8 protein-coding genes and 2 tRNA genes are annotated in these 13574 nt (G+C 39.5%); 4 read left to right on the top strand and 6 right to left on the bottom strand.

Annotation, left to right across the window (positions count from 1 at the left end):
* Positions 1-61: 61 nt before the first annotated feature.
* From ABS768_RS15200 to mutS, 4 genes are all read right to left on the bottom strand, one after another.
* A tRNA-Leu gene (locus ABS768_RS15200) sits at positions 62-147 on the bottom strand.
* A 16-nt stretch (positions 148-163) separates the two neighbouring features.
* Positions 164-236 (bottom strand) — tRNA-Gly (locus ABS768_RS15195).
* Between the two features lie 146 nt (positions 237-382).
* Positions 383-1423 (bottom strand): hypothetical protein, encoded by a 1041-nt coding sequence (locus tag ABS768_RS15190; RefSeq protein ID WP_408075803.1) that lies wholly within the window; start codon positions 1421-1423, stop codon positions 383-385.
* A 57-nt stretch (positions 1424-1480) separates the two neighbouring features.
* The gene (gene mutS, locus ABS768_RS15185; protein ID WP_408075802.1) at positions 1481-4087 is read right to left on the bottom strand and encodes a DNA mismatch repair protein MutS; all 2607 of its coding nucleotides are present in this window, start codon (positions 4085-4087) and stop codon (positions 1481-1483) included.
* Between the two features lie 139 nt (positions 4088-4226).
* Between mutS and ABS768_RS15180 the strand changes: the two genes are divergently transcribed.
* Together ABS768_RS15180 and ABS768_RS15175 are read left to right on the top strand one after the other, a co-directional pair.
* Complete coding sequence (locus ABS768_RS15180; protein WP_408075801.1) at positions 4227-4757, top strand: RNA methyltransferase; 531 nt, start codon at positions 4227-4229, stop codon at positions 4755-4757.
* 34 nt (positions 4758-4791) lie between these two features.
* Positions 4792-6873 (top strand): Ig-like domain-containing protein, encoded by a 2082-nt coding sequence (locus ABS768_RS15175; RefSeq protein WP_408075800.1) that lies wholly within the window; start codon positions 4792-4794, stop codon positions 6871-6873.
* Here ABS768_RS15175 and folK read toward each other — a convergent pair.
* Positions 6862-8001 (bottom strand): 2-amino-4-hydroxy-6-hydroxymethyldihydropteridine diphosphokinase, encoded by a 1140-nt coding sequence (gene folK / locus ABS768_RS15170; protein ID WP_408075799.1) that lies wholly within the window; start codon positions 7999-8001, stop codon positions 6862-6864. The genes ABS768_RS15175 and folK overlap by 12 nt on opposite strands.
* Positions 8002-8167: 166 nt before the next feature.
* Here folK and sppA point away from each other — a divergent pair, with 166 nt between their 5' ends.
* Complete coding sequence (sppA, locus tag ABS768_RS15165) at positions 8168-9946, top strand: signal peptide peptidase SppA (protein ID WP_408075798.1); 1779 nt, start codon at positions 8168-8170, stop codon at positions 9944-9946.
* Positions 9947-9996: 50 nt separating this feature from the next.
* On the top strand, positions 9997-12684 hold the full coding sequence (locus ABS768_RS15160; protein WP_408075797.1) for an AsmA-like C-terminal region-containing protein: 2688 nt from the start codon (positions 9997-9999) through the stop codon (positions 12682-12684).
* Between the two features lie 54 nt (positions 12685-12738).
* On the opposite strand, the gene ABS768_RS15155 is transcribed toward ABS768_RS15160, so the two are convergent.
* The gene (locus ABS768_RS15155) at positions 12739-13533 is read right to left on the bottom strand and encodes a DUF2797 domain-containing protein (protein ID WP_408075796.1); all 795 of its coding nucleotides are present in this window, start codon (positions 13531-13533) and stop codon (positions 12739-12741) included.
* Positions 13534-13574 lie beyond the last annotated feature (41 nt).

Genomic DNA, 13574 nt, shown 5'->3' with positions numbered 1-13574 from the left:
ACCTATTTTATCTCAAAATATGGCAAACAAAAAAGCCTGAACTTTCGTTCAGGCTTTATAGTACTCAAGGCGGGACTTGAACCCGCACGGGCATTACTACCCACTGGATTTTAAGTCCAGCGTGTCTACCAATTCCACCACTCGAGCATTTTGGTAGTATTTGAGCGAAAAACGGGGTTCGAACCCGCGACCTCAACCTTGGCAAGGTTGCGCTCTACCAGCTGAGCTATTTTCGCATTCTTACAATGGCTGTTTATTACTGTATTGCGGTGCAAATGTAGCACATTTATTCAATTCTGCAAGCGTTTTTCTAAAAAAAATTAATCAAAAAATATAACCTGTTGATAACGTTAATTTTAAAATTAAAACTTTTTTAAAGGTTTTATTTCATACTACAATCTTTCACTTTGCCTACTATATCTGAAGCTGTATAAAAGTAATCTTCCTTTGAAACAGGACTACTTATTATGCTATAATGAAACTCAAAATCATTATTACAACAATATGCAAACACTAACTTCTTCTCATAATCATACAGGCTTCCCTGCAGGTACATTTCTCTGTTTTTATTAATTTTATCAAGTCTGGGTATTTCTCTCAGCCTGTAAATTTCACATTCAAATATCTTAAACGCATAATTACCAATATCATTAAAAACTCTATTCCCCATCTCAATATAATGTGTTAAAAAACAAGGCTTAATCTCACCTCTTTTCATACCACTTATATACATTTCCTTTATTTCGTTTTTTAAACTTTTGTCCTTACCCATTTCAAGATAATGAAGAAAAACATCCGAAGGCAGTTTAAAATCATCGAGACCATTGTCTAGGGTAATTGCAACCCCCAACTTCTTTTCAGAATAATATCCGTTCTTTTTAATATAATTAAACAGGTTTATAGTATTATTCCTGAAAAGCACTTCCAAAGTATCCGGAAGCACCCAACTTTCACGGTATTTAGTAAGTCTTAGTTTATTATAAACAGAATCTTTTTTTCTAAATTCATCAAGATCTGACAGGTATTGCCTGTTTGCTTTAAAGTTCTTTTGCCTTACCTTTTCTGCTTTTTGCTTTATTTTCAAAAAAGCCCTGCTACCACTGTAGTCCTCAAACACTTTTCTTTCAAACAACTTTGTTCCTACTCCTTTATCAGCCAGTCTCTCTGCAAAAAGAAAAAACTGGTCTTTGTTCTTTTCCTTATTAGCACAAACAGCAACATTATAGAGGTCAATAGCAAACTCTATTCCCGTTTCAGTATAGGCTTGGTTGTATTTTGCGAGTGCTTCTTTGTAATTACCATCGGCAATACTTAACTCAGCCTCATTTACAAAATTATTATACCGCTCTCCCACACTTTGGGCAGTTAAAGCATTTGTAAAAATGGAGAGCGTGAAAATTAAAAGTAGCGTAAGGTGTTTCATAACAATAAATAATATCATTGTTACAAACGAAAAATACGATTTTTTGTTATCCGGGAATTACTTTACCAGCATTCGCTTAATCTCATTCAGCTTCATTAGTGCTTCCACCGGAGTCAGTGTATTAATGTCAAGGTTAACAATTTCCTCTTTTATTTCCTCCAGTAACGGATCATCAAGATTAAAGAAACTCAATTGCAGTTCGTCGTCATTAGCGGCTTTACCACTGGACAATGCTTCACCTGAATGGTCTTTCTCCAGTTTTTTAAGCAGCTTTTGTGCTTTTTGGATAACCGTTTGCGGCATCCCCGCCATTTTAGCCACATGAATACCAAAACTATGGGCACTACCTCCTTTTACCAGTTTACGAATGAAAAGCACATTATCCTTAAGCTCTTTTACCGATACGTTATAGTTTTGAATACGCTCAAAAATATCCTGCATTTCATTTAGTTCATGGTAATGGGTAGCAAAAAGGGTTTTAGGCTGCGCCGGATGCTCGTGTAAAAACTCGGCAATAGCCCATGCTATAGAAATACCATCGTAAGTACTGGTACCACGACCAATCTCATCCAGAAGGATAAGGCTTCGGTCTGATATATTATTAAGAATAGAGGCCGTTTCATTCATCTCAACCATGAAAGTAGATTCTCCCATAGAGATGTTGTCTGATGCTCCTACACGGGTAAATATTTTATCTACCACACCCATCCTAACGCTTTCGGCAGGGACAAAGCTTCCCATTTGAGCCAGCAACACAATAAGTGCCGTTTGCCTTAGAATTGCCGACTTACCCGACATGTTAGGACCCGTAATCATTATAATTTGCTGCGAAGTCCTGTCCAGATAAACATCGTTAGTAATATAAGGTACATCTACCGGAAGCTGTTTTTCGATAACCGGGTGGCGGCCTTCCTTAATTTCAAGATCATGGCTATCATCTATGTCCGGGCAAACATATTTGTTTTCCATTGCCAGTTGCGAGAACGACGACAGGCAGTCAAGCTGTGCTACCAGTCCGGCATTTAGCTGTACTGGTTTAATGTAAGAGGCAATCCACACTACCAGCTGTTCAAACAACTGTGTTTCCAATTGGTGTATTTTTTCCTCAGCCCCTAATATTTTGGCTTCATATTCTTTAAGCTCTTCGGTAATATAGCGTTCGGCATTTACAAGTGTCTGTTTCCTTATCCATTCTGCCGGAACTTTATCCTTGTGTGTGTTACGTACTTCTATATAGTAACCAAATACGTTATTAAAGGCTATTTTAAGTGAGGTAATCCCTGTGCGCTCGGACTCACGTTTCTCAATACCCTCCAGGTATTCCTTACCCGAATAGGCAATACTACGCAGTTCGTCCAGCTCAGGGTGTACTCCTTTTGCAATGGCATTACCTTTATTTATGGATACGGGAGCTTCAGGATGCACCGTAGTTTTTATTTTCTCCCTTAAAAGGTCACAACTATGCAGGCTGTCGCCTATTGCTTTAAGAGCCTCATTATCGCTTTTAAGCGCAAGTTCCTTTATAGGCACAATAGCATCAAGAGAATCTTTAAGGTAAATTACCTCTCTTGGTGACACCTTCCCGGCGGCAATTTTAGAGATAAGCCTTTCAAGGTCGGATATCTGTTTTATCTGTTGTTGTATCTCTCCCAGCACACCGCTGTTTTGAGTAAGGTAAGTTACTACCTCATGCCTTGCCCTTATCTTGTTGGCATCTTTAAGCGGAAGTGCCAGCCATCGTTTTAAAAGTCTTCCTCCCATTGGCGAAAGCGTCCTGTCTATAACATCCAAAAGCGTAACCGCATTAGGATTGGTACTGTTATAAAGTTCAAGATTACGTATAGTAAAGCGATCCATCCAAACATAAGCATCTTCTGCAATACGCTGAATGGAGGTTATATGCTGCACTTTTTTATGTTGTGTTTCAGAAAGGTAATACAATACCGCACCCGATGCAATTATACCTTCCTGCAGTTCCTCTATACCAAAACCTTTAAGGGAATTGGTTTGGAAATGACTGGTAAGGCTCTCAAAAGCATAGTCTTCCTTATACACCCAGTCTTCCAGAAAGAAGGTATGATAATCTTCCCCAAAGGCCTGCCTGAAGTTGCTTTTCTCCTGCTTGGAAACCAACACCTCACTCGGGCTGAAGTTTTGCAGCAGTTTATCAATATACTCTTCGTTACCCTGAGCGGTTAGGAATTCTCCGGTAGATACATCAAGAAATGAAACCCCCAGTGTTTTTTTACCAAAGTAAACCGATGCCAAAAAGTTATTGGATTTGGCACTCAGTACCTCATCGTTCATCGAAACTCCCGGTGTAACCAGTTCGGTCACCCCTCTTTTCACGATGGTTTTGGTCATTTTCGGGTCTTCCAACTGATCGCAAATCGCTACACGAAGTCCCGCTTTAACCAGTTTAGGTAAATAGGTGTTTAACGAGTGGTGCGGAAACCCTGCCAAAGCGGTTTCGGTTTCACTACCGTTTCCTCGTTTAGTTAGCACAATACCTAAAATACCTGCAGTCCTTATGGCATCTTCTCCAAAAGTTTCATAAAAATCACCCACACGAAATAGCAGGCAGGCATCAGGGTATTTTACCTTAATGCTGTTATACTGCTTCATTAACGGGGTCTCTTTCGCTTTTTTCTCTTTTGTTGCCAAGTGAAGTATTTTTTTCTGATTGAACTAAAGGGCGAATTTAATCAAATTCCAAAAAACTTAGGGCACACTGTTAGCAAATGGTGGATAATTAAATCACATAAATATGATTACTTTTGCAAACGGAAATTAAAACGGAACGATGAGAAAACTGGCAAACAGCGAACTGAACAGAAAAAGTATTGAAGATTTTAAAAAAGCAGACAAAACTCCTGTAATCATTATTCTTGATGATATAAGGAGCCTGCACAATATTGGGTCTGTTTTTCGTACTGCCGATGCCTTTCTTATCGAAAAAATTTACCTGTGTGGTATTACCGCCACACCTCCGCACAAGGAAATCCACAAAACAGCCCTTGGCGCTACCGATACCGTAGCTTGGGAATACCAGAAAAATGTGACCGATGTTATTACTTCCCTGAAAGAAGAAGATACAGAAGTATGGGCAATCGAACAGGTTGACGATGCTATTTTTCTAAACGAGTTTACTCCTGAAGCCGATAAGAGATATGCCTTAGTTTTTGGTAACGAAGTGAAGGGAGTTTCACAGGAAGCTATAAAACTTTGTAACGGAACTATCGAAATTCCGCAATTAGGAACTAAACATTCCCTCAACATTTCGGTAAGTACGGGCATTGTTGTATGGGATATCTTCCAAAAACTACAACATTAACAGCCCTAAAACGTTTTTTTGCTACTTTTACGGGATGAAGTCCCATAAATCCGCATTTTTAGTTCTTATCCTATCCTGTTTTTTTGGTATTACCGCAAAAGCTCAGGACAACCCTCCTGTACTTACCGCTACCGGCGACCAGATATATTGCCCCGGCACTCCGGTAAACATTGTTAGCAGCTTTAACATTACTGATGCCGACGATACCGAAACCAATGCTATTTACATACAAATATCATCGGGCTACGTAAATGGGCAGGATATACTTTCACTAAATACAACTATACCTAATATTACCAGCAGCTGGAACACCTCATCGGGTAAACTTACCATAGAGGGCGTAGGCGGACAAAGCGTACCCTACAGCAGCCTTATTACTGCGGTACAAAATGTGGTTTATAATAACACATCAGCCAATCCAAGTGGTACAAGAACATTTTCCATAACCATAGGCCAGGCAAACTACCTTCCTTCTACCAATCATTACTACCAATACATCCCTTCTATAGGAATTAGCTGGACTGCAGCCAGAGATGCCGCCGAAAACACAAACTATTACGGACTACAGGGCTATCTGGCAACTATACTCTCGGCAGAAGAAGCCCAGCTTGTGGGCGAACAGGCTACCGGAACAGGATGGATAGGCGGAAGTGATGCGCAAACAGAAGGTGTTTGGAAATGGGTAACAGGCCCGGAAGCAGGAACTACCTTTTGGAACGGAGGCGTAAACGGCTCCACACCAAACTTTGCTTTTTGGAATACGGGAGAGCCTAACAATCAGGGTGAAGAAGATTATGCTCATATTACAGCTCCGGGTGTAGGAATACAGGGATCATGGAACGACTTACCCGTAAATGGAAGCACCGGAGACTATGAACCTAAAGGTTATATAGTGGAATATGGAGGCATGCCGGGCGACCCTGTATTACAAATATCTGCCAGTACAACACTTACCATACCTACTATTACAAGCACTACCGATGCTACTAATTGCGGAGAAGGCAGTGTGACACTACAGGCGGAAGCCGAAAATGGAAGCGTATACTGGTACAGCACAGCAATAGGCGGAACACCTGTTGCAACAGGTAACAGTTTCACTACGCCGTCATTAAGTGAAGAAACAGTTTATTATGCCTCTGCGTTTGATGAAACCTGTACAACAGCAACAAGAACAGCCGTTACAGCAGAAGTTACAGCAATACCAACATTAACGGTTAACCAACCTACCCCTATTTGTGGCGAGGGCACCACATTACTGGAAGCAACGCCTTCAGCGGGAACAGTACAATGGTACACTACCTCAATAGGTGGTTCTCCCTTTGCTACAGGCAATAGTGTTACCAGCCCCGAAATAAATACAGAAACTACTTTTTATGCCGAAGCAGTAAACAACGGATGTCGCTCTGAAAACAGGGAAGCTGTTGTTGTTACTGTAAATGAATTACCCGATACAGGAGAAAATGAAGAAGTGGTGTTTTGTGAAAACAGCGAAGCTACACTTGACGCTACTGCCAGCGATCTAACTTACCTGTGGTCTACAGGAGAAACAATAGCTACGATAACTGTAACCGAACCCGGCACCTACACTGTTGAATATACCAATACAGCAGGTTGTACCGCAACAAAAATATTTACTGTTACCGCACTACCGGCACCAAATATTGAAAGGGTCGTTGTGAATACCACCAATGCTACAATAGTAATGACTGAAAATGACCCTGAGAACTACGAGTATTCCCTTGACGGAATCCATTACCAGTCTAATAACATATTTATCAATCTAAATGCGGGTCCGCATGTGGTATATGCCCGTTCACTAAATGGATGTGGTATTGATGTTCAAAATTTTTATGTGCTGCTTATACCAAAATACATCACACCAAATAACGATTCGGTTAATGATGTGTTTACAATAGCAGGCATGGCAAATTATCCTTATGCAAACATTACGATATTTGACCGTTACGGAAAAATAATCACGAGGTTAAACAGCCGTAACCGAAGTTGGGACGGCACTTATAACGGACACAATCTTCCGGCAAGCGATTATTGGTATGTAATACAGTTAGACCCTACAGAACCAGAGATAAAAGGGCATTTTGCATTAATCCGCTAAAGCATGTTGCTTAATAGTATTGAGCACCGTTAGGTAATCCTGCTGATTGTTCACAAAATCGAGTCCGTCAACATCAATCACCAATATATTAAGGTCTTTTTGCAGCCTTATGTACTCCATATAACCACTATTCAGTTTATTGAGATAATCAGGTTGAATACCCTGCTCATAAGATCTTCCGCGTTGTTTTATCTGTTGGAGTAAAGCATCAGTTTTCCTGTAAAGGTAAATGTACAGGTCGGGTTTCGGGGTTTCCTTATTTATAATATCAAAAAGCTTTTGGTACAATCTGTATTCATCTTCAGTCAGGGTAATCTTGGCGAATATCAGTGATTTGAAAATATGATAGTCAGACACCACAAAATCACTAAACAAATCCAGTTGCGACAAATCGTCTGAAAGCTGTTGATGCCTGTCGGCAAGGAAAGACATTTCAAGCGAAAAGGCATATCGTGTCGGTTCCTTATAAAACTTAGGCAAAAACGGATTATCAGCAAAACGCTCCAATACTATTTTTGCATTAAAATCCTCTGCAATTCTTCCTGCCAGTGAGGTTTTCCCTGCCCCTATATTTCCTTCAACAGCCATATAGTTTACTCCGCTAAACCCTATCTCACTAATGGGATTACTAAGCTGTAAAACCAACTTACAGTTACTGGCATCAGGTGATTGCGCAATAAGAGTGTCAATATCCTTTTTAAGTACCGGATGTTCCCAGTAAGGATTTACATCTTTTAACGGATACAACACAAAATTCCTGTCCTGCATACGCGGATGCGGCACTACAAGGTCGGCTTCCGATATTACTTCATTATTAAACGCTATAATATCTATATCAATAGAACGGGCACTGTAACCTTCCTCTTCTGTTCTTATCCTTCCGGCTTCAATTTCCGCTTTCAGTATTTCATCCAATAATACTTTAGCAGATTTATGAGTATGCACCATAATGGCACAGTTATAAAAATCGTCACTATCAAAACCCCAAGACGGAGTTTCATATAATCCCGATACCCTTACCACCGTAGCGATATGGTTATGTATATGATTAATACATGCCTCTATATGCTGCTGCCTGTCGCCCTGATTGCTTCCTAAAGATAATATGGCCTCGTTTTGAAATTTCATAGGCTGCAAAGTAACTAAAACAATTTTAAAGGCAGTTACATTTAAAACCTGTGTTAACAAATTTGTATTACAGCTTTTAAATATTTTTTTAAATTCTACCTTTAACAGCTGTAACACTTTTAGTACATATGCTACTTATATACTACACAATAAAAAAAATAGTACCATGCAATTTTTAAAAAACATTTTATCTACCGTTATAGGCATATTTGTATTTTGCCTCCTTTCTTTCTTCCTATTGCTATTAATAGGTATTGCTGCCGCTGCAAGCGGAGGTAACGACGATGTTGTAACCGTAAAAGACAACTCGGTTATAGAGCTTAATATCGAAGATGTACATAATGACTATGCCGGAAAATTTTATAATGACAAATTTTCTTTCTTAAACGATACGCCACACGACGGACTTATAAACATCCTTAACGCTATCGAATCGGCTAAAAAAGACGACAGGATTAAAGGTATCACTATAACCAATAGCGCAGTAGGCCTTGGTATTGCCCAGAGTAAAGCACTAAGGGATAAACTGGATGATTTTAAATCATCAGGTAAATTTATCGTTGCTTATTCTGATAATTTCAGTCAGTCTGACTACTACCTTAACTCGGTTGCCGATACCATTTACATGAACCCTGTAGCCGACCTTGACTTTAAGGGACTTTCGTCTGAAATAATGTTCTACAAGGACTTCCAGGAAAAAACAGGTATCAAAATGGAGGTAATCCGTCACGGTAAGTATAAAAGTGCCGTAGAGCCTTTCCTTAGTAACAGCATGAGTGATGCCAACAGAGAGCAGATATCAGAACTGCTTGGATCAGTATGGGAATCAGTCGTAAATGATATTTCCAAAAGCCGTAATATACCGGTAGACAGCCTTAACAGCATTGCTAACAAACTTGCTGCCCGTACTGCCGAAATGGCTAAAAACACTAAGCTTATTGATAAAATAGGCTATGAAGACCAATACCGTGACGGTATACGACATGCCCTTAACGTTGCTAAAGACGAAAAATACAACTCGGTAGATATTGTTGACTATGCTGAAGCCAACTCATTAAACGACCTGCTTAATACTGCTAATGACGAAATCGCCATTGTATACGCACAGGGAGAAATAAGAGGTGGCGAAGGTTCACTTGATATAATAGGTGAAGGCGCTATGAGAAAAGCCCTTAAGGAAGCCCGTGAAAATGACAATGTAAAAGCTGTTGTACTTAGAGTTAACTCTCCGGGGGGTAGTGCTCTAACCTCAGAGTTAATCTGGAGAGAAGTAGAACTTACAAAACAGGTAAAACCGGTTGTAGTTTCAATGAGTAACTATGCTGCATCTGGCGGATACTACATTTCATGTGGTGCTAACAGGATTTTTGCCGAGCCGGGTACTATAACAGGTTCTATAGGTGTATTTGGTATGCTGCCTAATGTTAGCGAATTAGCTAACAACATGGGTATACATACTGAGCAGGTTAGCACACACGACAATGCTTCAGGTTACAGCCTGTTCACTCCGCTTAAAGATGACACAAGAGCTATTATTACCGAAGGTGTGGAAAACATTTACAATACTTTTGTAAACCGTGTGGCTACCGGAAGAAATATGACGTTTGAACAGGTAGACTCTATTGCACAGGGACGTGTATGGTCGGGCAGAGATGCTCTCAACAAAGGTCTTGTAGACGAAATTGGCGGACTTGATGCTGCTATTGCCTATGCTGCACAGCTGGGTAAGACCGAAAGTTACAAAACCGTAAACTACCCTGAATACGAAATGACATTTGACAGATTTCTTGCCGGTAAAAGCGGACTACCTTTTGCACAGTCTAAAGAAGATCTTATCAAAGAGGAAATTGGCGTGGAAAACTATATTATGCTGCAACGTATAAGAAGAATAAACCAACTTAGAGGTAATCAGGTAATTCTTCCTTACGAAATAACAATCAGATAATTTACGTTATAAATCTTTATTTGTATTTTTAGAGCTTCTAACTAAATATTATGATCAAGAAAATTTTAAAATGGGCAGGTATTATCCTGCTCATCCTCATTATTGCACTGGTATCTGTACCATTCCTTTTTAAAGACAAAATAAAGTCTATGGTCACAAAGGCCATTAACGAACAGGTAGATGCTACCGTAGCTTTTGAAGACGTTAGCCTGAGCCTGTTTAAAAACTTCCCGATGGCAAACGTATCGGTAGACAAGCTGAGTATTATCAATAAGGCTCCGTTTGAAGGCGATACTTTAGTATACATGGGGAATATAGACCTTACCATGTCGGTTAAGGAGTTATTTAAAGGAGAAGGCGAACCTATGAATCTGGAGTCGCTTTCTACCAAAGACGGTATCATTAATATCCTTATTAATAAAGATGGTGTAGGCAACTTTGATATTGCCTTAAAATCTGATAAGGAAGATACGCCGGGTGATGAGAGTGAAAGTAAGCCATTTGCCCTTAACATGCAGGATTACAAAATTGAGAACCTTCGATTTAAATATTATGACGAAGGCTCTAAAATCAAAATGGTTATAGACAGCCTGAACCACGAAGGTAAAGGTAACTTTGCTGCTTCTAAACTGGATCTTGACACCAAAACATCAGCTAAGCTTTCCCTTGATATGGACAACACCAATTACATGAGGGATGTTGTACTTAAACTGGATGCGGTATTAGGTATTGATTTGGAAAACAGCGTTTATACATTTAAAGAAAACAAAGCGTTTATAAACCAGCTTCCGCTAGAGTTTGACGGTAGTGTGGCGCTTAAAGACGAAGGACAACAAATTGACCTTACCTTTAAAACTCCTACCTCATCATTTAAAAACTTCCTTGGACTTGTACCGGAAGCTTACTCAGGCAACCTGAGTTCGGTTCAAACCGAAGGCGACTTTACTATTGACGGTAAGGTAAAAGGACTTAATGGCGAAAACAGTATCCCTACATTTAATGTAGCCATTGCTTCAAACAATGCATCATTTAAATACCCTGACCTTCCAAAATCAGTAGAAAATATTGTTATAGATACCAAAATCATTAATGAAACCGGGGTTCTTAACGATACTTATGTAAACCTTGACAAACTGTCCTTCAGGATAGATCAGGATATTTTCAATGCTAAGGCAACTATCAGGAATATAGTTAATAATGCACTTGTTAATGCCGACCTTAACGGTACTATTAACCTGGCAAATGTAGGCAAGGCCTACCCGGTACAGTTAGATACTCCGCTATCAGGAATACTAAAAGCGAACCTTTCTACTAAATTCGATATGCAGTCGGTAGAGAAAAGTGAGTATGAAAAAATGCAGAACAACGGTAGTATGAGCCTTTCAGGCTTTACCTACTCGGGAGAGGGATTACCTAATCCAATTGATATAACACAAGCTAGTATTCAGTTTAACCCAAGCAGGATTACACTAAGCGAGTTTAAGGCTAAAACAGGAAAATCTGATATTTCTGTATCGGGTACACTTGATAACTTCTACGGATTTATATTTAAGGACCAAACCCTTAAAGGTAACTTCGATATGAATTCCAACCAACTTTTGGTTGCCGACTTTATGACTCCGGAAAGTGACACGCCTGCTGCTAAAACTGAAGGGGAAGCAAAAACAGAGGCTAAAGCTGCAACGGCATCATCATCTGAGGCGGTTAAGATTCCCGCCTTTCTTGACTGTACCATTACAGCCAAAGCAAACACTGTGGTTTATGACAACCTTAACCTGAAAAACGTATCAGGTAAAATGGTTATTAAAGATGAAGCTGTTGCGCTGCAAAATATCAGCACTGATATATTTGGTGGAAAAATAGGCTTTAACGGTAATGTTTCTACCAAGACTCCTACCCCAACATTCAAAATGGATCTTTCGCTTAACGCTGTAGATATTAGCCAGTCGTTTACACAGCTAGATATGCTGAAGTCTATAGCACCTATAGCGAGTGTTATTAGTGGTAAAATAAACTCTACCATAAATTTATCAGGTAATCTGGACAGTAAGGAAATGACTCCTGTTCTTAACAGCCTTTCCGGAGATTTACTGGGTCAGTTACTTAATACCAGCGTAAACAAGGAAAATTCTAAAATGCTTACGGCTCTTGATAGTAACCTAAGTTTTATTGATATAGACAAGCTTAACATCAATAACCTGAAAACTTACCTGAGTTTTGAAAACGGCAAGGTAAACATCAAACCTTTCAATATTAAATATCAGGACATCGATGTACAAATAGGCGGACAACATGGTTTTGACCAGTCCATGAACTATAATATTGCCTTTAATGTCCCTGCTAAATATTTAGGTAGCGACGTTAACAAACTAATAAGCTCCCTAAACGGTACCGATGCCAGTAAAATAAGTATTCCGGTTAATGCAGTAGTAAGCGGAACCTTTAACAACCCTAAAGTTAGTACAGACCTTAGCAAAGCCGTAGGTAACCTTACCAACCAGCTTGTAGATCAACAAAAGGACAAACTGAAACAACAGGGAGAAGACAAGGTTAAAGACGCCCTTAACAACCTGTTAGGTGGTGGTAAAAAAGAAGAAGAAAAAGCAGACACATCTGCAACTTCTAAAGAAAACACTACCAACACCCAAACACAGCAAACTGCTGAAGATAAAGCAAAAGAAGCCGGAAAAGATTTGATAAACGGACTCTTCAAGAAGAAAGACAAGAAAGAAGAATAAACAAAAAAGTCCCGCCAATGGCGGGACTTTTTTATTATAATAATAACAGTATTATTATACAGTAATAATCACTTCAAAACCTTCGTTAGACCTTACGTTAAACACAGTACCATCTTCAAATATAAGGTACTGCCCCTTCACCCCCATAAGCTTACCACTATAAGCAGGCGTTTTGGTAAGGTTAAGACTGCTTATTTTGGCAGGGTATTGTAATACCGGATATTCCAGCGTGTACAAATGCTCTGGGGTAGTATCAAAATACTCCTTTACCTCATCAGGCAGCAATTCTTTTATTTCATTTCTTTTACTAACCAAATCAATTGGCGGAACATGGTTAACGAGCATTTTCTTCCAGTTTATCTTATCGGAAAAATGATCTTTTAAAGCTACCTCGGTTATACCGGCCAAATACCTGTTAGGCACTTCTACAATAGGAATAGCCTGTGATGCCCCCTGGTCTATCCAACGCGTAGGAACCTGCGATTTACGGGTAACCCCTACTTTCATATCGCTTGATGATGCCAGGTATACAATATGCGGCTGTAACTGTACTTTTTGCTCAAATTCCAAATCCCTGTCGGCTATACCCAAGTGGGCCGTACTCAGTTCAGGGCGCATAATCCAGTCACCTGCCTCAGGAATTTTGTAAAAACAGTCATAACAAAAGCCCATTCTGTAAATCTTTTTGTTCTTACCGCAGTTAAGACACTTAAATCCCTGAAAATTAATCTCCAGTTCTCTGCCCAATAACTGATTCATATTCAAAAAGCTGTTTTCAAACACCAGATAATACTGTATCGGGCTTCCAGCTTCTGTTTGCATTTTTGTTAGTACACCTTCGTATTGCATGGAAAATTTAGTATTTTTATGGCATAAAGATACTATAAAAT

Source organism: Flavobacterium rhizophilum, from assembly GCF_046000485.1.
In the GTDB taxonomy this organism is placed as follows: Bacteria; Bacteroidota; Bacteroidia; order Flavobacteriales; family Flavobacteriaceae; genus Flavobacterium; species Flavobacterium rhizophilum.
This window is presented reverse-complemented; position numbering and strand designations above follow the sequence as displayed.